Source organism: Methylobacterium sp. CM6246, assembly GCF_054818005.1.
The window spans coordinates 1,737,197-1,758,844 of the sequence record NZ_JBTXKY010000001.1 but is presented as its reverse complement, the minus strand read 5'-3'; the positions used below and the strand labels follow the sequence as shown (position 1 = coordinate 1,758,844).

The following is a 21,648-nucleotide window of genomic DNA, read 5'->3' as shown; positions in this document are numbered from 1 at the left end:
GAGGAAGGGCGGGGATCAGGTCTGGCGTGGATCTCCTGTCCAGCCGGAGGCGATCCAAGACCAGATGGGTCAGCATCAGAGCCCGGACGGGAGAGCCGACCCGCGCCTCGGCCGGCGCCACAGACCCGTGACGTTCATACGCGTGCCGGGGACGGCAGAAACACTGCGTCTAGCGCGCGGATGAGGTTGGGAAGACTAGCTATCATGACCCGCGCAACCGCCACCCCGATCGCCAGGCCCTGCGTCGTGTGCATCCCCGCCCGCAACGAGGCGGAGCGGCTGCCGCGCCTGCTCGCCTCCCTGGCCCGGCAAGAGGGCTTTTCCGACCGCGCGCCGCTGCGGGTGGTAGTTCTCGCCAACAACTGCACCGACGGCACGGTGGCGGCGATCCGGGCGCTGGACGGATCCGGCGCGCTCGCAGGGCTGACGCTGCGGGTGATCGATGTGGCGCTGCAAGGCCCGCAAGCCCATGTCGGCACCGCCCGGCGCATGGCGCTGGATGCCGGGGCCGACTGGCTCGACGCCGAGACCGGCCCGGACGGGATCCTGCTCACCACCGACGCCGACGCGCGCCTGCCGGCCGACTGGGTGGCGGCGAACGTGGCGGCCCTGCGCGGCTCGGACGTGGTCGGCGGCCGCCTGGTGATCGACGACGACGGCGCCGCCGACCCGCGGCTTGCCGAGTTGCACGCCCGGATCGAGCGCTACTGGGCGGGCGTCCGGCGCCTGGAAGACCTCCTCGATCCGCCGCCGCACGACCCGGCGCCGCGCCACGGCGACCATACCGGTGCCAGCCTCGCCGTCCCGGTGGCGCTGTATCGGGCGGTCGGCGGCCTGCCGCCCCTGCCCTGCGGGGAGGATAACGCCCTCGTCGGGCTGCTGCGGGCGCGCGGCGCCCGGCTGCGCCACTGCCCGGACGTGCGCGTGATGGTCTCGTCCCGCCACACCGGCCGGGTCTCGGGCGGCATGGCCACCGAGATGGCGCGCCGCGCCCGCGTCCTCGACGGAGAGCCGTATCTGCTGCCCGAGGCCGCCCATTGGCGGGCCCTGGTCCTGCGCCGGGCCGCCCTGCGGCGGGCGTTCCACCTCGCCGGACCGGCCCGGGCGGAGGCCTGCGCGCGGCTCGGGCTCGGCGCTGCGGAGCTGGCCGCCCTGGGCGATTGTCCCAACGACATCGCCTTCGTCGAGCGGGCCGACCCCATCCTCGAATCGCGTTCGCCACCGGCCCGTACATGCCCCCTCGACCGGGCCCTCGCCGACCTCGACGCCCTCGCCCTGTCGCTGCGGGACGCCGCGTGACGAGCGGGATCGGCTGGTATGTCCATCATCAGGGGGCCGGGCATCTCCAGCGCGCCCGCGCGGTCGCGGCCGCCCTGCCGCGGCCCTGCACGCTGATCGGTACCCTCGCCGCGTTCGACGCGGGCGCGATCGCGAGACCGGGCCTCGACGTGCTCGACCTGCCCGACGACCGCCCGCTTGGCCGCCCGGATATCGGCGGCTCGGAATTGGGCGACTCGGATTTGAGTGGCTCGGACTTCGACGGGCGGGACGGCGAGGCCGGGCGGCCGGAGGCGTTCCACTACGCACCCCTGAACCATCCCGGCGTGCGGACCCGGATGGCCCGCATCGCAGACTGGGCCGCCAGGACCGACCCGGCCCTGATCGTGGTCGACGTCTCGGTCGAGGTCGCCCTGCTGGCGCGCCTTCTGTCGGTGCCGACCCTGGTGGTGCGCCTCGCCGGCACCCGAACCGACCGGCCGCACCTGGAAGCCTTCCGCAGCGCCACGCGCCTGCTCGCCCCCTTCCCCGAGGCCCTGGACGGGGCCGGCGTGCCGGACTGGGTCCGCGCCAAGACGCACTATGCCGGGTTCCTGGCAGCGCCCGCACAGGCGGCCGCGGAGACGGGCGACGACATCTTGGTGGTGTTTGGCCGCGGCGGCGCGGGGGGCGACCTGGCGGACCTCGCCGCGGCGGCCCGTGCCGTCCCCGACCGGCCCTGGCACGTTCTCGGCCCCGTCACAGGATCCGGCGACCTCCCGAGCAACCTGCACCTGCACGGCTGGGTCGGCGACGTCGAGGCCCGGGTCGCCCAGGCGGCCCTGCTGGTCGGGGGCGGCGGCGACGGGCTGGTGGCGCTGGCCGCCGGACAGGCCAAGCGCTTCCTCTGCCTGCCGGAGGAGCGCGCCTACGGCGAGCAGACCGAGAAGGCCGAGGCGCTGCAGATGCTCGGCGCCGCCATCGTCCACCGTGGCTGGCCGTCCTCCGAGGCGTGGCCCGGCCTCATCCGCGCCGGCCTCGCCCTCGACCCATCGATCATCGGCGGCCTGTACCGGCCGAGCGCGATCCAGGATTGCGCGGCCACGATCGAGGCGCTGATCCGGCAGACCGGGCGCGCCTGACCGGAAACCAGAGCGGCCGACGGCGCGAGAGCCTGGGCGACCTGCGGTTCTGAATGCCGGGCTCCGCTCCGCGCCTTCCGAATGACGGGGTGATCGGAGGGCGCGGGGCCAGCGCTTGTCACAACCGGGAAGGATGCTCGCCGAGCAGACATAAAAAAAGGCGCCCGTCACTGAGGACGCGCGCCGGTTGCTCGCTTCACGCTGGTGAAGACTGTCTTAAGAAATCAGGTCCAGCTTCGCGGCCTCGAGTCCGGTGTCGCGGATCGTCTCCGGGAGGGCCGAGAAGTCGCGGTATCCGGCCTCGCGGGCCATGGCGTCGAGTGCCGTCTGCGCGTCATCGGCCGCACCGGTCCAGACGACGGCGCCGCTCTTCGTCTGCTTGATCTGAAAGATGCTCATCGAATCCTCCCCGGTCTCACCAAGACCATTTCACGAATAACGGCCCAGTCCGGCGACGGTTGCAGGTCGGAGGCGGTCAAACACCGCTGTTTTCATCTGCACCCCACCTGCGGCTCCGGGCTCCGGGGACGGACTTGTACGAAGCCGCTATGCTGGCTCGATAGAGAGTGCCCGCGCCATGAAAACGCCGATCTGCGCAGCGACGGAGGGGCAACACCCGTACAACCCCGCCAGCGAGGCTTCCGTTTTGCCGATCATGTCCGGGCGCACGTACCGCCTCAGCGTCCTGTGCGGGCTCCTGATCCTGGCAGCATTGCCGGCCCGCGCGGTCGAGACGGCCGCGGTCCCCGACGCCTCCGCCATCGCCCCCGCGGTCACGGTCGTCCCGGCCCAGCGCCGCGAGATCGTGGAGCGCGCCGTCGTCACCGGAACGCTGGTCCCCCGGGACGAGATCCTGGTCGCCCCGGAGGTCGAGGGACTGCGCATCACCGAATTGCTGGTCGAGGAAGGGGATCGCGTCACCAAGGGCCAGGTGCTCGCGCGGCTGTCCCAGGAGATGATCGTCACCCAGGAGGCTTCGAACGTCGCCGCAGTCGCCCGGGCCGAGGCGGCCATCGTCCAGGCCCAGAGCCAGATCGTCCAGGCCGAGGCCGCCAACGTCGAGGCCAAGCAGGCGCTGGAGCGCGCCCAGTCGCTGGCCAAGACCGGCAATGCCACCGCGGCCGTGCTGGAGCAGCGCGTCTCGGCCGCGCAGGGGGCCGTGGGCCGCCTGGCCGCCGCCAAGGGTGGCCTGCAATCGGCCCAGGCCGACCTCGCCACCGCGCGGGCGGCCGGATCTGAAATCGCCCTGCGCCGCGCCCGCACCGACATCCGCGCCCCCGAGGCCGGCATCGTCAACCGCCGCACCGCCCGGGTCGGCGCTTCGGTCACGGCGGCCGGGGAGCCGCTGTTCCGCCTCATCGCCCGCGGCGAGATCGAGCTGGAGGGCGAGGTGCCCGAGACCTCGCTCGCCCGCATCAAGGTCGGCGATCCGGCGAGCCTCGATCTCGACGACGGCCGCCAGCTGCGCGGCAAGGTCCGCCGGGTCTACCCGGAGGTCGACCGGGCGACGCGGCTCGGCAAGGTCCGCATCCGCCTCTCCGACGATCCGGCCCTGCGCATCGGCGCCTTCGCCCGCGGCAACGTGGAGGTGGCGCGCCGGGAGGGTCTCGCGGTCCCGGTCTCCAGCCTGCTCTACGCGGCGGACGGCAGCGCCAGCGTGCTGGTCGCCAAGGACGGGCGGGTCGAGGCGCGCGCCGTCACCTCCGGCCTGACGTCCGAGGGCTTCACCGAGATCCGGTCGGGCGTCGCGGCCGGCGAGAGCGTCGTGGCTCGGGCCGGCAGCTTCCTGCGCGACGGCGACCGGGTGCGAGCGGTCTCCGCGTCCAAGAACACGTCAGGGAGCACGTCAGGGAGCACGTCAGGGAGCACGTCAGGGAGCACACCCATGAGCGCGCCCGCGAACACACCCATGAGCGCCCCGATGGCCGACGCGGCCCCGCGGTAGGACCAGAGACATGCGCCTCAACGTCTCCGCCTGGGCGATCCGGAAGCCGCTGCCCTCGGTGGTGCTGTTCCTGGTCCTGATGATCTTAGGGCTGGTCAGCTTCCGCGCCCTGCCGATCACCCGGTTCCCGAACATCGACATCCCGATCGTCTCGGTGACGATCACCCAGTCCGGCGCGGCGCCGGCCGAGCTTCAGACCCAGGTCACCAAGTGGGTCGAGGATTCCGTCGCCGGGGTGAAAGGCGTCAAGCACATCCTGTCGACCATCACCGAGGGCATCTCGACCACGACGATCGAGTTCCGCCTGGAGGTGAACCAGGATCGCGCGACCAACGACGTCAAGGACGCGCTCAGCAAGATCCGCCAGAACCTGCCGCGGACCATCGACGAGCCGATCGTCTCCCGGGTCGAGATCGCCGGCCTTCCGATCATGATCTACGGCGCCTCCGCGCCCGCGATGACGCCCGAGGACCTGTCGTGGTTCGTGGACGACGTGGTCGCCCGGGGCCTGCAGAGCGTGAAGGGCGTCGGCGGGGTCGAGCGCCTGGGCGGCGTCGCCCGGGAGATCCGCGTCACCCTGAAGCCCGACCGGCTGCTGGCGCTCGGCATCACCGCGGCGGACGTGAACCGGCAGCTGCGCCTGACCTCCGCCGACATGGCGGGCGGGCGCGGCGAGGTCGGCGGGCAGGAGCAGTCGATCCGCGCGCTCGCGGCCTCGGCGAGCCTCGACACCCTGGCCAAGACCTCGATCGTGGTGCCGGGCAACCGCAAGGTCCGGCTCGACGAGCTGGCGACCCTGTCGGACACCGCCGAGGAGCCGCGCACCTTCGCGCGCTTCAACGGCGAGCCGGTGGTGGCCTTCGCGGTCTCCCGGGCCAGCGGCGCCAGCGACGCCGACGTCTCGGTCGGGGTCGCCAAGAAGATCGCGGCGCTCCACGCGGCCAACCCGGACGTGCGGTTCGACCTGATCGACACCAGCGTCGTCAACACCATCGGCAACTACCACTCGGCCATGATGGGCCTGATCGAGGGTGCAGCGCTCGCGGTCATCGTGGTGCTGCTGTTCCTGCGCGACTGGCGCGCCACGCTGATCGCCGCGGTGGCGCTGCCGCTCTCGGTGCTGCCGACCTTCTGGGTGATGAGCACGCTCGGCTTCTCGCTCAACGCCGTGAGCCTGCTGGCGATCACGCTGGTCACCGGCATCCTGGTTGACGACGCGATCGTGGAGATCGAGAACATCGTCCGGCACATGCGGATGGGGAAATCGCCCTACCGCGCCTCGCTCGAGGCCGCCGACGAGATCGGGCTGGCGGTCATCGCGATCACGGCGACGATCATCGCGATCTTCTCGCCGGTCTCGTTCATGGGCGGCATCGCGGGCCAGTATTTCAAGCAGTTCGGCCTGACCATCGCGGCCGCCGTGTTCATGTCGCTGCTGGTGGCGCGGCTGATCACGCCGCTGCTCGCCGCCTACTTCCTGCGCGACCACGGCCCCGACCACACGACGGACGGGATCGTGATGCGCGGCTACACCCGGCTGGTGGCCTGGTCGGTGCGGCACAAGTTCATCACGCTGATCCTCGGCATCGCGTGCTTTGCCGGCTCGATCGCCTCCACGGGCCTGCTGCCGGCGGGCTTCCTGCCCGCGGAGGACCAGGCGCGCACGCTGTTCGTGCTGGAACTGCCCCCGGGCGCCCGGCTGCCCGACACGGTGAAGCTCAGCGACGCGATCGAGCAGAAGATCCGGGCGCTGCCCGAGGTCAAGAGCGTGTTCGTGGACGGCGGCCGGCAATTGCCCGGCAAGAAGGAGGTCCGGCTCGCGACGCTGACCATCAACCTCACGCCGAAGAACACCCGTCACCGCACGCAGAAGCAGGTCGACGCGGAGATCGCCGCGATCCTGCGCGAGGAGCCCGACATCCGGTTCTGGGCCCTGCGCGAGAGCGGCCAGCGCGACATGGCGCTGATCATCGCCGGGCCCGACAAGGCCGTGGTGGCCGATGTCGCGGCCAAGCTCCAGCGCGAGGCGGCCCAGATCCCGCACCTCGTCAACGTGATGTCGACGGCCCCGCTGGACCGGACCGAGATCCGCATCCGCCCGAAGGCCGGCGTCGCGGCCGATCTCGGCGTCTCCACCGACACCATCGCGGAGACCGTCCGGGTCGGGACGATCGGCGACATCGGCATGAACCTCGCCAAGTTCAACGCCACCGACAGGCAGGTGCCGATCCGGGTGCAGCTGCCGGAGAGCCTGCGCGGCCGGCTGTCCGAGCTCGAGACCCTGAAGGTTCCGGTGAAGGGCGGCGCCGCCGTCCCGCTGGCGACGGTGGCCGATATCAGCCTCGGCCAGGGCCCCACCGGGATCGACCGCTACGACCGCTCCGTGCGCGTGGCCATCGAGGGCGACATGCAGGGTACCGACGCGCTGGCCGAGCTGATCAAGCAGGTGATGAACCTGCCCACCGCCAAGAACCTGCCGCCCGGGGTCACGATCAGCCAGACCGGCGACGCCGAGGTGATGGGCGAGGTGTTCGAGGGCTTCGCGCTGGCCATGGGCGCCGGCCTTATGATGGTGTTCGGCGTGCTGATCCTGCTGTTCGGCAATTTCCTGCAGCCGCTCACCATCCTGTTCTCGCTGCCGCTCTCCATCGGCGGCGCCATCCTGGCGCTGTTGATCTGCCACATGCCGATCTCGATGCCGGTGGTGATCGGCATCCTGATGCTCATGGGCGTGGTGACCAAGAACGCGATCATGCTGGTCGATTTCGCGGTCGAGCAGATCCATGCCGGGGTCGACCGCACCACCGCGATCGTCGATGCCGGCCGCAAGCGCGCCCGGCCGATCGTGATGACCACCATCGCGATGGCCGCCGGCATGGTGCCCTCCGCGATGGCGTTCGGCATCGGCGGCGAGTTCCGCGCCCCGATGGCGGTGGCGGTGATCGGCGGCCTGATCGTCTCGACCGTGCTGTCGCTGGTGTTCGTGCCGGCGATCTTCGTGCTGATGGACGACCTCTCGCGCCTGCTCGGGCGGCTGTTCGGCCGCTTCGTAGGCGAGCGGGACGACCCGCAGGACGAGCCGGGCTACAACGAGGCGCGGCATCCGGCCAATGACGGCCGGGCTCTGCCGCCGCGGATCGCGGCCGAATAGGCAGCGGGCGGGCGCCGCGGCATTGCGCGCGGGGCCCGGATGGGTGTGAGTCGCGCCCGATGAATCAACGGGGAAACGGGAAGCGATGTCGGGTGGTCACGGGTCGATCGAGGGTTCGAACAAGCGCGTTGCGCTGCTGATCTCGATCCTGGCTTTGTTCCTCGCCTTCAGCGAGACCCTGGGCAAGGCGGCGCAGACGGATTCGATCGGCTCGAATGTCGAGGCGGCCAACCAATGGGCCTACTTCCAGGCGCGCACGATCCGCTCAACGGTGCTGAAGACCGCCGACGAGGCGATCGCGCTGGTGCCGCCCGGCCCGAACCAGGACGCCATCGCGGCCAAGCGCGCCGAATGGGCCAAGACCCTGGCGCGCTGGGAATCGGAGCCCGCCACCGGCGAGGGCCGCAAGGAGCTGACCGCGAAGGCCCGCGCCTCAGAAGAGCGGCGCGACCTGTCGCTGCTGCGCTACCACCATTATGAACTGGCCTCCGCGGCCTTCCAGATCGGCATCGTGCTCGCCTCGGCCGAGGTGATCACCGGCATCGCCATCCTGGTCTTCGCGGGTGGTTTTCTGGGACTGGCCGGGGCGGCGCTGCTCGGCTTCGGCTACCTGGCGCCGCACGCGCTGCCGTTCTTCCACTAAAGCACCGTCCCGGACGGGGGTGACCGGCTCGCGGATTGATGCTCTGACTCGGTGAACGACGTGCGCGCGGCCCCAGGGCCGCGACAGCCGTCACGGTTTCACCGGGGGGACGTTGCGCAATGGCCGACAGGGACGACGAACAGCAAGGGCGCCTGACGCGGATCGCCAGCGGGATCTTCCTCCACACCGAGCACGCGATTTACGCGGCGCTCGGCCTGCTCCTGGCGGTCACCGCCCTGGTCGCGCTGATCGAGGCCACCGGGTTGACCTGGGAGGCGCTGCGCTCCCTCGGGGGCGCCACGCAGATCCTGGAAGTCATCGACCGGCTGCTGTTCCTGCTGATGCTGATCGAGATCCTGCACACCGTGCGGGTCTCCATGCGATCCGGCAAGCTGACCTGCGAGCCGTTCCTGATCGTCGGCCTGATCGCCTCGATCCGACGGGTGCTGGTGATCACCCTGCAATCCTCGGAGATCACGCACGCCAAGGACTGGTCCCCGGAGAAGCAGGCACTGTTCAACGCCTCGATGATCGAGCTCGGCGTGCTGGCCGGGCTGATCCTCACGATGGTGCTGGCGATCTTCATGCTCCACCGCGCCCGCGACGACGGCAGGCCGGCGGGGGAGGAATCGGAGGAGCATGCCGGGGCTTGAGCCCCGTCAATTCAACCGCAGGATCGCGGCGTTGAGCAGCGTCGCGAAGGCGACCCAGGCGGCGTAGGGCACGAGCAGCCAGGCTGCCGCCCGGTCGAACCGCCAGGTCAGCCGGATCGTCCACAGCACCATCACCAGCAGCATCGCCACCACGATCAGCCCCGAGCCGATCGCGTGGGCGGTGAAGAACACCGGTGTCCAGGCGGCGTTCAGCACGAGTTGGACCAGGAAGGCGGCAAGCGCGAGCCACCAACCCTCGCGGCTCGGCCCGGTGCGGGGCATCGCGCCGAGCAGCCGCCACAGCGAGACGGCGATCATCGTGTAGAGCACCGTCCAGGCCACGGGGAAAAGCCAGTTCGGCGGGTTGAAGGACGGCTTGTTCAGGCTCGCGTACCAGCCCGGGATCTCCGCCTGGGTCGCCACCGAGCCGATCGCGGCGGTGATCACCACCGGCACGATCGCGGCGGCCAGCCGCAGCCAGCGCGGCAGGGCCGAAGCCTCGGGAACTTGTGTCGCGGCCCGCATCGTCGTTCGTTCTCCGTGGAAGCCGCATCCCGCCACGCGCCTGCCGGCTCCCGGGATGCGGCATAATCCAGATTGCACAGGTTGCAGGGACGCATGCGCCGTGGCACGCGCCCGGTTCCATCCGCCGGAATCACCAGATGTCAGAGCCTAACGCGCCGCAAGGGGATACGGATACCGGCACCGGCACGCCGGCGGGCTTCTCCCGCCGCAGCCTCGCCGCGCAGGCCATGGGCCGGATCGAGCCCGAGACCCGCGCGGTGGTGATGCCGCTGCACCTCTCCACCACGTTCATCCGCGATCCCGACAACGGCTACAGCTCGGGCTACTGCTACGCCCGGCCCGACAACGCCACCGTGCGCGAGGCCGAGGCCGTCCTGGCGATGCTGGAGAATGCGCGGGCCGGCGCCCTGCTGTTCGGCTCCGGCATGGCGGCGGCGACCGCCGTGTTCGGCGCTCTGGAACCAGGGGATCACGTCGTCGCCGGCACCGTCATGTACTGGGCGCTCAAGCGCTGGCTGCGCGAGGAGGCGCCCCGCCGCGGCCTGACCCTGACCTTCGTAGACACCGACGACCTGGAGGCCCTGCGCGCCGCGATCGAGCCCGGCCGGACCAAGCTCGTCTGGATCGAGACCCCCGGCAACCCGCTCTGGACGGTGACCGACATCGCGGCCGCCGCCGAGATCGCCCACGCCGCCCGAGCGCGGCTCGCGGTCGATTCCACCGCCGCCTCGCCGGTCCACACCCGCCCGCTCGACCTGGGCGCCGACATCGTGATGCATTCCGGCACCAAGATCCTGAACGGGCATTCCGACGTGGTGGCGGGCGTGCTCGCCGGCGCGCAGGCGGACGCGTTCTGGGAGCGGATCCGGGGCATCCGCGCCGGCAGCGGCGGGATCCTCGGGCCCTTCGAGGCCTACCTGCTGATGCGCTCGCTCCGGACCCTGCACCTCCGGGCCGCGGCGCAATCGGCCGGCGCCCTGCGGCTCGCCGAGCGCCTGCGCCTGCATCCGCATGTGAGCCACGCCCTGTATCCGGGCCTGCCCGACGATCCCGGGCACGCGGTGGCGCGCCGGCAGATGCAGGACGGCTTCGGCTTCATGCTGTCGATCCGGGTGGCGGGCGGCGAGGCCGGCGCGATCGCGACCGCGGCACGGGTGCGGCTGTGGAAGCGCGCGACCTCGCTCGGCGGCGTCGAGAGCCTGATCGAGCACCGCGCCTCGGTGGAGGGACCTGGGAGCCCCTGCCCGCCGGACCTCCTGCGCCTGTCTACCGGGATCGAGGATACGCAGGACCTGTTCGGCGACCTCGACCAGGCCCTGCGCGGCGCGCACGGCGATTGATCGGCGGGTGCGTGGTGCCGAAGGCCGGTCCTGCGCGTTGTGCCGCCGCATACTGCTCTCGACCGCGAGTCTCACGTCCATGATGCCCCCCCGGACCGCCAAATCCCGCGCCTGCATCCCCGGAGCGCTCGCGCTCCTCGCCCTGTCCCTCGCATCCGGATCCGCCCGGGCCGACACGGTGCCGAATCTCGACGTGGAATCGACCTGCAAGTCGGCGCAGGTCGCTAACACCTCGATCAGCGACCAGGCCAACTACGATGGCTGCCTCCGGTCCGAGCGGGAGGCCAAGCGCCAGGCCCAGGATCACTGGGGAAGCTACAGCCCTGCCGCCAAGCGCCAGTGCGAGAACCAGTTCAAGGCCGGGGGCTACCCGTCCTACGTCGAGATGGTGACCTGCCTGGAGCTGGCCTCCGGCTCGGTTCCGACCCAGTCCGGCCAGGGCGGCACGGCCACCGGCGGCCCCGGCGCGCCCAGGGACGTCAAGGGGCAGCGGGAGGGCGGGGCCAAGCTGACCAAGGAGCCGCCCGCCAGCCAGCGCACCAACCCGATCGAGGTCCTGGAGAACAAGTAGGCCCTATACACGCCCCCGGCGCGCACCCGGGGGCACAAAAGCCAGCCTCGTCATGCTATGCGCGAGCTCCCCCCGCGCGCAGCCCCGACCCGATCCGTGAACGCCCTCGCCATCATCGCCCCGATCTTCGGGATCGTCCTGATCGGCTGGGGCGCGGCGCTGACAGGCCTGCTCTCCGACAAGGTGAGCGACGGCCTGTCGGAATACGTGTTCGCGGTGGCGGTGCCGGCCCTGATCATCGCCACGCTGACCCGGCCGGGGATGACCGGCGAGATCGCCTGGACCTACTGGGCCGCCTATTTCGGCGGGGCGGGCGTGTCCTGGTTCGTCGGCACGCTGATCGCCCGGCGGCGCGCCGGGATCGAAAGGCGCGGCGCGATCCTGCACGGCTTCGCGGCCAGCCAGTCGAACACCGTGTTCGTCGGCGTGCCGATGATCCTCCAGGCCTACGGCGAGGACGGCGCCTTCCCGCTGTTCATGCTGCTCGCCGTCCACCTGCCGCTGATGATGGGCTGCGCCACCTTCCTGATCGAGTCCGATTCCGGCCTGCCGGTCCTGGCGCGGATCCGCGGCCTGGGCTTGGTCCTGCTCAAGAACCCGATCTTCGTGGCGCTCCTCGTGGGCATGGCCATGAAGGGCCTCGGAATCACCCCGGCCGGGATCCCCAAGGCCCTGATCGACGCCTTCGCGGGCACCGCCTCGACCTGCGCGCTGGTGGCGCTCGGCGCGGGGCTCAAGCGCTACCGGGTGCTGTTCGACCTCAAGGGTGCGCTGGTGATCGCGTGCCTGAAGAACCTGCTGCACCCGCTGGCCGTGTGGGTGCTCGCCTTCCACGTCTTCAAGATGCCGACGGCTTACGCGGGCGTCGCCACCCTGTTCGCCGCCATGCCGGTGGGGATCAACGCCTACCTGCTGGCCGCCCGCTACCGGACCGAGACCGGGATGGTCGCGGCCTCCGTGCTGGTCTCGACCCTGATGGCGCCGCTGACGACGCTCCTGTGGCTGATGCTGCTCGGCAGGGCGTGACGCTCGGAGCCCAGCGTCACCGGGTGCGTTGGACGGCAGGCCGTCTGGGTCTAGGTTGACGCCAAGCGCGGGGCCGAAGCCCGCCACACCCTGTAGGCGAGGAATTCACATGAACGCTCCGATGCGCCCCCCGGGCAGCGCCTCACCGTCGGCCCCGGCCTCGTCCCGCTTCGTCTGGGAGGACCCGTTCCTGCTGGACGACCAGCTCACCGAGGACGAGCGGGCGATCCGCGACGTGGCTCAGAGCTTCGCGCAGGAGCAGCTCCTGCCCAGCATCGTCGAGGCCTACGCCGAGGAGAAGACCGATCCCGGGCTGTTCCGGAAGATGGGCGAACTCGGCCTGCTCGGCGTGACGCTCCCGGAGGAATACGGCTGCGCCGGCGCCTCCTACGTCGCCTACGGGCTGGTGGCGCGGGCGGTCGAGGCGGTGGATTCCGGCTACCGTTCGATGATGAGCGTGCAATCCTCGCTGGTGATGTACCCGATCCACGCCTACGGCTCGGAGGCGCAGCGCCAGAAATTCCTGCCCAAGCTCGCCTCGGGCGAATGGATCGGCTGCTTCGGCCTGACCGAGCCCGATGCCGGCTCCGATCCCGCCGGTATGAAGACCAAGGCGGAGAAGATCGACGGCGGCTACCGGATCTCGGGCGCCAAGATGTGGATCTCGAACGCCCCCTTCGCGGACGTGTTCGTGGTCTGGGCGAAGTCCGACGCGCATGAGGGCGCGATCCGCGGCTTCCTCCTCGAGAGGGGCATGAAAGGCCTCTCCGCCCCGACTCTCAAGGGCAAGCTGTCCCTGCGCGCCTCCACCACCGGCGAGATCGTCATGGAGGGCGTCGAGGTCGGCGAGGACGCGCTGCTCCCCAACGTCTCCGGGCTCAAGGGCCCGTTCGGCTGCCTCAACCGGGCGCGCTACGGCATCTCCTGGGGGGCGATGGGCGCGGCCGAGGATTGCTGGCACCGGGCGCGCAACTACACCCTGGAGCGCAAGCAGTTCGGGCGTCCCCTCGCCCAGACCCAACTGGTCCAGAAGAAGCTCGCCGACATGCAGACCGAGATCACCCTCGGGCTGCAGGCCTCGCTGCGGGTCGGGCGGCTGATGGACGAGGGCCGGATGGCCCCCGAGATGATCTCGCTGATCAAGCGCAACAATTGCGGCAAGGCCCTCGATATCGCCCGCACCGCCCGCGACATGCACGGCGGCAACGGCATCATGGGCGAGTACCACGTGATGCGCCACGCCCAGAACCTCGAGACGGTGAACACCTACGAGGGCACTCACGACGTCCACGCGTTGATTTTGGGCCGCGCCCAGACGGGACTGCAGGCGTTCTTCTGATTTTTGGGACAGGATGGCCTCCCTCTGGCCATCCCCATCTCCCGCCGCCTCATTCAGAAGGGCTGTGAGACGTTCGATCACGCTCCGATTCCCCGTGCGCCCGACGCCTTCGCGGATCCGGACGGGCCTGAGTCTCCGGCACGAGCCGCCGGTCCCGTCTGCCGTGCGGGAGAGGAACCCGGCGCATCCTCCAGACTGCGCCAGGCTCTGTCGAGGGTGCGACAAGACCCACCGTCAATCTCCGACGGCGGCCCGGATTCCCAGGCTCTCGACGAGGCGGACGAGGTAACCGTCGGGATCCTGCACGAGACATTCCCGCTGGCCGTGCTCGGCCTCCCCGACTCGGTACCAAGCCTCGCGCGGCCCCTCGAACAACGGCCAGCTTACCGCCGCGAGCGCCGCCAGAACCGGATCCAGCGGTTCGATCTTGGTCTGAAAGTTGATGCCCCGGCCGAACGGGTATTCCAGTTCCGCCGTCTCCCAAGACCCGTTGATCTGATACAGCATGATCTGCACCGAACCTCGCGTCAGGTAAGCGAAGCGCGCGGCCGGCCGATCGTAGGCAATCGCGAAACCGAGCAAGTCACGCCAGAAGTGCAGGCTCCTCTCGAGATCGGTCACCCCCAGTTCGGGAACGAGCGCCGCGAAACCACCGTGCGGCGCAGCGCCAGAGCCCGATGATCGTGCTCTGGCAACGGGGTCCGCCAGGGGTTTCGGTCCAGCCATCCGGCCCTCGTCTCGAGGAACGCGGCTTCCAAGCCTTCGCCAGTCGCGCCCGGGCACGACCTTACCGCGCACCGCCCCTGGTCGAGCAAGCGCGGATCGCGTCAGCCCTCCCCGCCCTCCTCCCCACCCAGCGACCATTCCAGCACCCGGGCCAGGTGGTCGTACGCCCCGTACTGGCTGGCATATTGCGGGTAGGGCCGGGCCGTGTAGGCCGCCTCGCCGGTCATGAACCGGGCGACCAGGCCCTTCAGGCGGGCGGCGTGCTCGGCCACGATCGCGTCGACGCTGCGCTCCTCGCCGCGGGGCGGCTTCACAGGAATCGGGACGAACGGCTTCCGGCCGCCCGAGGCGTGAACGTAGAGCAGGTCCGGCGTGGCCTTGACCGGCGGCACCCCGTCGAAGGCGCCGTGCATCAGCATCGCCGCCTCCAGGGTGAGCTGCGGCGAGAACCCGGTAAAGATCATCTTGGCCGAGGGCGGCGTGCCGGTCTTGTAGTCGACGATGCAGGCGGTGCCGTCCGGGCGCAGCTCGATCCGGTCGGCCCGGGCCCGCAGGGTGAAGCTCTCGCGGCCCATGGGGATCACCCAGCGCCCGGACACCTCCGGGTGGATGCGGCGCAGGGCCGGCCGGCGCTGCGCCTCCCAGGCGAGGTAGGCGGCGGCCATGCGCTCGTAGCGCGGCCACCACTCGGCGTAGAGTTCCGGATAGGTGTCGGCGATCTCGCCGAACGCGTTGGCCGCGATGGCGAGCAGGCGCTCCTCCGGCTGCCCGGGCAGGCCCTGTGGATGGGCGCTGGCGAACTCGGAGAAGATGTCGTGCACGAGGGAGCCGCGGGTCGCCACGCTCGGCACCGCGGCCAGCGGCTCCAGGGGGTCGAGCCCCAGCACGTGGCGGGCGAAGATGCTGTAGGGGTCGCGCACCAGCGTCTCGATCTCGGTGACGCTGAGCGAGCGCGGGAACAGGGCCGGGTCGGGCTTCGGCGCCGGGCGCTTCAGCCGCTTCTCGGGCGGGGCCGCGTCGAGGCGGGCCGCGAGGCCGGTGAAGCGCCGGCCGGCCTCCAGCACCGCCTCCCAGCGCGCGTCGCCGGCCAGCGCACGCAGGCGCTGGATCAGGCGCGACGGCACGGTCGGCGAGCCCTCGCGCTTGAGCGCCCGGGTGATCAACGCGTCGCGGCAGCCCAGCGCCTGCACGAAGTCGTGCGCCATCTGGCCGATCCGCCGCTCGGGCGGGTTGAGACCGACCCGCTCGCGCATCGGCCGGTTGAGGAACGCGTCGGTCAGGGTCCGCACCGGCCAGACGCCCTCGTCGAGCCCGCCGAGCACCACCCGGTCCACCGACAGCAGCCGCGCCTCCAGCAGGCCGAGGATGCGCAGGCGCGGATGCGGCGCCTCGCCCGAGCAGCCGACCAGGCGCTCCCGGGCGAGCGATGTGAAGAAGGTCGCGTAATCGTCGAACCGCCCCGGCATCAAGCCGGGCTCGGCCATCTCCAGGTCGTCGAACAGGGCATCGAGGCAGGACAGGGAGCCGTCCGCAGCCTGAGGGGCATCTCGCGAGGCGTCTTTCGAGGCGTCTTGCGGGACGTCCCCTGAGGCGTCTTGCTGTGCCTCTTGCGGTGCCTCTTGCGCCCCGTCCTCCGGGCCGGCGATCAGCCCGTCGCAGGCGGCGCGGTGCAGGGCCGCGGTGGCGACGAGATCGCAGTCGACGGCGCCGTCCGGACCGGGGAACGCGGCGAAGACCTGCTCCAGCCGGGCGAGCAGGTCGGCGGCGAGATCCCAGTCGATGTCCTTCAGGCGGCGCTTGGCCCTCGGGCGGCGCTCCAGAGGCCCGACCCGCTCGGCCGCCAGCGCATTCCGCAGCCCGGAAAAACCCGGGGCCGGGACGGGACCGCGCAGCAGCCCGATCTCCAGGGCGGCGGCGCCGCGCACCACGTCGGACCGGGGCAGGCCGAGGCGGACCATCGGGTGCGACAGCAGCGCGATCAGCCGGGCCGGGATCGCGTCGGCCTGGTTGCGAGCGAGGTCGGCGGCCAGTTCCGCGGTCAACCGGGCGAGCCGGCCCGCCGGGCTCCCGGCCAGCGCCAGCCCGGCCGAATCCTCGGCGACGATGCCCCAGCGCAGCAGCTCCACCGCGACACGCCCGGCGAGACCGCGATCGGGCGTGACCAGGGCCGCGGTGGCGCCCGGGACCTGAAGCGTCTCGCGCAGGGCCAGCGCGGCGACCAGCGCCTCCTCCCGCTCGTCGGCGGCCTCCGTGAGCGCCAACCCCGCGAGGCCGTCCTCGGCGATCGCGTCGCGCTGTTCCGGGTCGAGGTCGGCCCAGGCATCGGTGGTGTCGGCCGGGCGCAGGGCCTGCGACAGCAGCGCGGCCCGGGCCACCTGCCCGGGATCCGGAGCTCCCAGCGCGACGACGTCCGCGCGCGGAAGGGCGAGGTTGTCCGGCCCGAGCAGCCGGTGCAGCACCGCCTGGGGGTGCCCGTGGGCGATCACCCGGGAAAACCCCTCGCCGGTGTCGATGCCGGACCAGCCGGCGGCGTCGAGGTCGAGATCGAGCCCGGGCAGGACCACGGCGCCCCGGGGCAGCTTCGCCACCGCCGCGATCAGCCGGGCGGTGGCGGGCACGGAGCCCAGCGATCCGGCGACGACCACGGGATCCGTCGGCGCGGTCCGCGCGAGGCGCTGTCCCTCGGCGAGGACGAGGCCGCGGGCGCGGGCGACGGGATCGGACAGGCCGCGCTCGGCCAGGAGCTTCGGCCAGTTCTCGGCGGCGATCTTCACGAAATCCAGCGTCAGGCCGAAATAGCGCGAATACTCGGCCTCCACGGCGGCGCCGATCTCCGACCAGGGCAGCCCCTCGACGGTGAGCGCATCCATCAACCGTTCGAGATCGCCGGCGAGCCCGACCGCGTCGGCAGGGGAGGACGGCACCAGGAACGGAACCTCGGCGTCCAGCGGCAGCAGGGTCCGGTCCACGGATTTCGCCCAGGCCTGGACCAGGCGGGCGAGGATCAACCGACGCTCCAGCGGCGGCATCGGCGTGCTGAGGGGATCGTTGTCCTCGAGCAGCGGCTCGGAGGCGAGGTCGAGTTCCGCCTCGTCGGCCTCGCCCAGGGGGATCATCCGGGGCAGCAGGGCCGCGTAGCCGGGCGCGCCTCGCTCGTGGGCCCGCCGGCCGAGCCGCTCGGCCAGGATCGCGCCCAGCGCCCGCGCGGCCCGGCGGGTCGGCAGGTAGATGGTGACTGATGCGAGCGCCAGCGGATCGTCCGCCACGGGCCCGACCAGCCGGCCGGACAGCAGCGCCTCGGCCAGCGCCGGCAGGAACGGAACGCCCCGGGTGATGGTGAAGACGGCCTGCCTGTCTGACATGAGCGCCTTTTACGCGCGCGCGTTCGATGGGGACAGGTGCTTGCGACGATGGCGAACGCGCGCCGTCCCGTATCCCGCCCGCCGATGGCGCGAAGTCACCCCGAAATACGATGTCTTCCAGACGCGTCAGAATTCCCGGGTCGTTCCATCACCCTCCTTGTCATCCCGGGGCCGCCTGCGGCGCCCCGGAATGGCAGGGTGGTTCATTCTGCGACCTTGGGATCTGCGATTGAAGAAGGGGTCCGAGAAACCACGATACCTTCTAACCCCGCACGGCCGCCGCGGCGCCGTAGCCGGCCCGCCGCCCGAAGACCACGCCGGAGGTCAGGCCCGAGCCGCCGGGATAGCCGTTGAAGAACACGCCGCCGACCATCTCGCCGCAGGCGTAGAGACCGGGGATCTCGCTGCCGTCCTCGCGCCGGACGCCGCCACCCTCCCCGACCTCGACGCCGCCATACGTGAAGGTGATGCCGCCCGTAACCGGGTAGGCCTTGAACGGCCCGGTCTCGATCGCCTGCGCCCAGTTCGACTTCGGCAGGGGCAGCCCCTTGGTGCCGCGGCCGTCCTTCACGGTGGGGTCGAACGGCACGGCATCGTCCACGGCGGCGTTGAAATCCGCGATGGTGCGCCGGGCCGCCGCGCGGTCGATGCCGTCGAGCCTGTCGAGCAGCCCGTCGAGCGTGTCGGCCTCGACGAAGTGGGCGTCGTGGAACCGGTACTCGCTGTAGAGCAGGTGATCGACCTTGGCGTCGAAGATCTGCCAGGCGACGTGCCCGGGCTGCTCCATGATCGAGCGGCCGAACTGGGCGTAGGTGTAGTTGCGGAAGTTCTTGCCCTCGTCGACGAACCGCTGCCCGGCGGCATTCAGCATGAGGCCCAGGAAGTAGCAGATCTTGCGGTAGTGCTTGCGCTCGCCGTGCGGCAGGTCGAGGTTGCCGTAATCGGGCGTGTGCAGGTCCATCGGGGTGGCGTGGCAGCCGCCGTAGAAGCCGTGCGGCTTGGCGCCGAGCGCGAGCGCCATCTCCAGCCCGTCGCCGCGGTTGTGCGGCGTGCCGCGCACCCGGGCCTTGTCCCAGCCCGCGCCGATGAACCGGGTCCGCAGCGCGGGGTTCGATTCGAAGCCGCCGCAGGCCAGGATCACCGCCCCGGCCCGGAACGCGCCCTGCGGCGTCTCCACGCCGACGACGCGGCCCGCCTCGACGATCAGCCCGGTGGCCGGGCAGCCGTAGCGGATCTCGCCGCCGGCCTTCGTGAAGGCCTCAAGCTCCGCACGGGCGAGACCGAACCCCTCGTCGTGGGTCGCGAGCGTCAGGCCGCCCCAGAACACGAAGCGGCCGTCCTTCTCGAAGGATTGCCGGGCGTAGATCGGCTCGAACTTCACGCCTTGCGTCGAGAGCCAGCGCAGGGCCGCGCCGCTCTCGTCGATCAGGATGCGCTGCTCGCGCGACAGCGGCCTGCCGTCGTTGAAGCCGAGGAGGTCGGTCTCGAAGGTCTGCGCCGTGTAGGCGCCGAAATCGGTCCGCGGCAGGCGCTGGTCGTCCGGGTCGGCCAGCAGCGGGATCAGGTCGTCGTTGCCCTGGTAGACGAACCGCATGGCGCCGGCGGTGTAGGCGGTGTTGCCGCCGGCCAGATCCGGCTCCGCCTTCTCGATCATCAGCACCGAGGCGCCGCGCTCCAGGGCGGCGAGGCCCGCGCTCATGGCGGCGTTGCCGGAGCCAACCACCACGATATCAAAGGGTCCCGCCTGCCGATCCTGCATCGCCGCCTCCGTCATACGAACCGCGCTTCCATTATTGTATACGCTTGCATGCAATGCGGAGCAAGCGTTCCTGCGGCCATCGTTTCGCGCTATGGCCACGGCCGAGGAGAGCCCGGCCATGAAGGCGAGCGAGTCTGAGCGCTCCAACGGTGCCGCCGCCTACGAGCGGCTGCTGCAGGCGATCGAGGAGGGCGAGCTCGCCCCCGGCAGCCGCCTGCGCGAGGCCGAGCTGGCGGAGCGTTTCGCGATCAGCCGCACGCCGGTGCGCGAGGCGTTGGGCCGGCTGGAAGCGCAGGGCCTCGTCGCCCACGAGCCGCACCGCGGTGCCAGCGTGGCGCAGCTCGATTACGGGCAGGTCAGCGAACTCTACGACATGCGCGAGGTGCTGGAGGGAACCGCGGCCCGGCTCGCCGCGATCCATGCCAGCGCGGTCGAGACCGAGCTTCTGGAAGAGATGATTGCCCGGGACCGGGCTCTGGCCGGCGACGGGGCGGCGCTGGCGCGCACCAACCGGCTGTTCCATCGACAGATCCACGCCGCCGCGCGCAACCGCTTCCTGCAGCACACCCTGGAGACGATGCGCCTGTCGCTGGTGCTGCTGCCCGGCGCGACGACGCTCGCCGCCCCGGAACGCGCGCTCGAATCGCTCGACGAGCACGCCGCGATCGTCGCGGCAATCCGCGCCCATGACGGCGACGGCGCCGAGGCGGCGGCGCGGGCCCATATCCGCGCCGCCTTCAAGACGCGGATCCGGATCTGGCAGGCGACCTGAGCTGCTTCCGGCCCCTCACCATTTCGGATGGAGCCGCCCTCTCCCGGGCGCCCGCGCACGGCGATCCGGGACCCGGCAGAAACGCCGCTCCGGAGATGGCGGCGCGTCTCGTCCTCAGGCGTGGGCGGGGATCCTGGCTTCCCGCTTGCCGCCCCGGAACAGGCTGAGCGTGGCGACGATCCCGCAGGCGGCCGCCGCCATCAGCCAGTAGCTCGGGGCCGCCCGGTCGCCGGTCCGCTCGATCAGGTAGGTCGAGACCATCGGGGTGGCGGTGCCGAACAGGGCCGTGGCGAGGCTGTAGGCCAGGGAGAAGCCGCTGGCCCGCACATGCGCCGGCACGACCTCGGACAGCGAGACGATCATCGCGCCGTTGTAGACGCCGAAGAAGAACGAGAACCACAGCTCGACGCCGAGCATCTTTGCGAAGGTCGGATCGGCCACCAGCCAGTGCAGCGCCGGATAGGTGGTCAGCAGCGACAGGACCGAGATGGTGAGCAGCACCGGCTTGCGCCCGATCGCGTCCGACAGCGCGCCGCCCACCGGCAGCCAGATGAAGTTGGTGATCGCCACGCACAGGGTGACGGTGAGGCTGTCGGTCTCGGTGAGCTTGAGGACGGTCTTGCCGAAGGTCGGCGTGTACACGGTGATCATGTAGAAGGTCACCGTGGTCATGGTGGAGAGCATCATGCCGAGCAGCACGATCCGCCAGTTGGCGGCGACCGTGGTGAGGATCTCGCGCGTGCTCGGATGGTGGGTCCGCTGGGCGAATTCCTGGGTCTCCTGCAGGGAGCGCCGGATGAAGAAGATGAACGGCACGATCAGGCAGCCGATGAAGAACGGGATGCGCCAGCCGAAATCGCCGATCTGCTGCTTGGTCAGGTAGGCGTTCAGCCCGTAGCCGATCACGGCCGCGAACATGATCGCCACCTGCTGGCTCGCCGACTGGAACGACGTGTAGAAGCCCTTCCGCCCGGGCGTGGCGATCTCGAACAGGTAGATCGAGACGCCGCCGATCTCGACGCCGGCCGAGAAGCCCTGCAGCAGGCGGCCGGCCAGCACGATCAGGGGCGCGGCGATGCCGATGGTGCCGTAGCTCGGGCAGAAGGCGATCAGCACCGTGCCGCTTGCCATGATCGCCAGGGTGACGATCAGGCCCTTCCGGCGCCCGATCCGGTCGATATAGGCGCCGAGCACGATCGCCCCGAGGGGCCGCATCAGCGCGCCGAGCCAGAAGGTCCCGAAGGTCAGGAGCAGCTCGGTGGTCTCGTTGCCCGAGGGGAAGAACGCCCGCGCGATGGAGCTGGCGTAGAACCCGAACAGGAAGAAATCGAACATCTCCAGGAAGTTGCCGCTCGTCGAGCGGAGGATCGCCCCGATCCTGGATTGCAGGCTCGCCCCGACGGCGCCCGGATCACCGGCCATGACGCAACGCTCCCC

17 protein-coding genes are annotated in these 21,648 nt (G+C 71.1%); 11 read left to right on the top strand and 6 right to left on the bottom strand.

Going from position 1 to position 21,648, the window contains the following annotated elements; translation table 11 throughout:
• Window positions 1-204: 204 nt before the first annotated feature.
• Both ACYQPG_RS08710 and ACYQPG_RS08705 read left to right on the top strand, forming a co-directional pair.
• Window positions 205-1,299 carry a glycosyltransferase family 2 protein gene (locus ACYQPG_RS08710; RefSeq protein WP_419829198.1) on the top strand — a complete coding sequence of 365 codons (1,095 nt, stop codon included), beginning with the start codon at window positions 205-207 and terminating at the stop codon, window positions 1,297-1,299.
• Window positions 1,296-2,399, top strand: a complete 1,104-nt coding sequence (locus ACYQPG_RS08705; protein ID WP_419829197.1) for a glycosyltransferase — start codon at window positions 1,296-1,298, stop codon at window positions 2,397-2,399. The genes ACYQPG_RS08710 and ACYQPG_RS08705 overlap by 4 nt, the downstream gene beginning before the upstream one ends.
• Window positions 2,400-2,615: 216 nt before the next feature.
• Here the strand turns inward: ACYQPG_RS08705 and ACYQPG_RS08700 are convergent, their stop codons facing one another.
• Window positions 2,616-2,798: a hypothetical protein gene (locus ACYQPG_RS08700; RefSeq protein WP_147909714.1), complete on the bottom strand. Its 183-nt coding sequence runs from the start codon at window positions 2,796-2,798 to the stop codon at window positions 2,616-2,618.
• A gap of 178 nt (window positions 2,799-2,976) precedes the next feature.
• Here ACYQPG_RS08700 and ACYQPG_RS08695 point away from each other — a divergent pair, with 178 nt between their 5' ends.
• The 4 genes from ACYQPG_RS08695 to ACYQPG_RS08680 all read left to right on the top strand — a co-directional run bounded on the left by ACYQPG_RS08695 (window position 2,977) and on the right by ACYQPG_RS08680 (window position 8,791).
• Window positions 2,977-4,344 (top strand): efflux RND transporter periplasmic adaptor subunit, encoded by a 1,368-nt coding sequence (locus ACYQPG_RS08695; protein ID WP_461230743.1) that lies wholly within the window; start codon window positions 2,977-2,979, stop codon window positions 4,342-4,344.
• 10 nt (window positions 4,345-4,354) lie between these two features.
• A complete protein-coding gene (locus ACYQPG_RS08690) occupies window positions 4,355-7,495 on the top strand; it encodes an efflux RND transporter permease subunit (RefSeq protein ID WP_461230742.1) in 3,141 nt (1,046 codons plus the stop codon).
• Between the two features lie 85 nt (window positions 7,496-7,580).
• Entirely contained in the window at window positions 7,581-8,138 is a 558-nt protein-coding gene (locus ACYQPG_RS08685) for a DUF4337 domain-containing protein (protein ID WP_147909712.1), read from the top strand.
• A 119-nt stretch (window positions 8,139-8,257) separates the two neighbouring features.
• Window positions 8,258-8,791 (top strand): phosphate-starvation-inducible PsiE family protein, encoded by a 534-nt coding sequence (locus tag ACYQPG_RS08680; RefSeq protein ID WP_147938910.1) that lies wholly within the window; start codon window positions 8,258-8,260, stop codon window positions 8,789-8,791.
• A 6-nt stretch (window positions 8,792-8,797) separates the two neighbouring features.
• Here the strand turns inward: ACYQPG_RS08680 and ACYQPG_RS08675 are convergent, their stop codons facing one another.
• Window positions 8,798-9,316 carry a TspO/MBR family protein gene (locus ACYQPG_RS08675; RefSeq protein ID WP_147909710.1) on the bottom strand — a complete coding sequence of 173 codons (519 nt, stop codon included), beginning with the start codon at window positions 9,314-9,316 and terminating at the stop codon, window positions 8,798-8,800.
• Window positions 9,317-9,453: 137 nt separating this feature from the next.
• On the opposite strand from ACYQPG_RS08675, the gene ACYQPG_RS08670 reads away from it, so the two are divergent.
• From ACYQPG_RS08670 to ACYQPG_RS08655, 4 genes are all read left to right on the top strand, one after another.
• Entirely contained in the window at window positions 9,454-10,656 is a 1,203-nt protein-coding gene (locus tag ACYQPG_RS08670) for a trans-sulfuration enzyme family protein (RefSeq protein WP_419829195.1), read from the top strand.
• 79 nt (window positions 10,657-10,735) lie between these two features.
• Window positions 10,736-11,227 (top strand): hypothetical protein, encoded by a 492-nt coding sequence (locus ACYQPG_RS08665; protein WP_147909708.1) that lies wholly within the window; start codon window positions 10,736-10,738, stop codon window positions 11,225-11,227.
• A gap of 96 nt (window positions 11,228-11,323) precedes the next feature.
• On the top strand, window positions 11,324-12,253 hold the full coding sequence (locus ACYQPG_RS08660) for an AEC family transporter (protein WP_419829194.1): 930 nt from the start codon (window positions 11,324-11,326) through the stop codon (window positions 12,251-12,253).
• Window positions 12,254-12,362: 109 nt separating this feature from the next.
• Entirely contained in the window at window positions 12,363-13,592 is a 1,230-nt protein-coding gene (locus tag ACYQPG_RS08655; protein ID WP_461230741.1) for an acyl-CoA dehydrogenase, read from the top strand.
• Between the two features lie 234 nt (window positions 13,593-13,826).
• Here ACYQPG_RS08655 and ACYQPG_RS08650 read toward each other — a convergent pair whose 3' ends face one another.
• The 3 genes from ACYQPG_RS08650 to tcuA all read right to left on the bottom strand — a co-directional run bounded on the left by ACYQPG_RS08650 (window position 13,827) and on the right by tcuA (window position 19,439).
• Window positions 13,827-14,390 (bottom strand): bleomycin resistance protein, encoded by a 564-nt coding sequence (locus ACYQPG_RS08650; protein ID WP_461230740.1) that lies wholly within the window; start codon window positions 14,388-14,390, stop codon window positions 13,827-13,829.
• A gap of 29 nt (window positions 14,391-14,419) precedes the next feature.
• Window positions 14,420-17,680 (bottom strand): double-strand break repair protein AddB, encoded by a 3,261-nt coding sequence (gene addB, locus ACYQPG_RS08645; protein WP_419829193.1) that lies wholly within the window; start codon window positions 17,678-17,680, stop codon window positions 14,420-14,422.
• A 262-nt stretch (window positions 17,681-17,942) separates the two neighbouring features.
• Complete coding sequence (gene tcuA, locus ACYQPG_RS08640) at window positions 17,943-19,439, bottom strand: FAD-dependent tricarballylate dehydrogenase TcuA (protein ID WP_419829192.1); 1,497 nt, start codon at window positions 19,437-19,439, stop codon at window positions 17,943-17,945.
• Window positions 19,440-19,557: 118 nt separating this feature from the next.
• On the opposite strand from tcuA, the gene ACYQPG_RS08635 reads away from it, so the two are divergent.
• Window positions 19,558-20,211: a GntR family transcriptional regulator gene (locus tag ACYQPG_RS08635; RefSeq protein WP_147910101.1), complete on the top strand. Its 654-nt coding sequence runs from the start codon at window positions 19,558-19,560 to the stop codon at window positions 20,209-20,211.
• A gap of 114 nt (window positions 20,212-20,325) precedes the next feature.
• Here the strand turns inward: ACYQPG_RS08635 and tcuC are convergent, their stop codons facing one another.
• A complete protein-coding gene (gene tcuC, locus ACYQPG_RS08630; protein WP_419829191.1) occupies window positions 20,326-21,633 on the bottom strand; it encodes an MFS transporter in 1,308 nt (435 codons plus the stop codon).
• Between the last annotated feature and the right edge of the window lie 15 nt (window positions 21,634-21,648).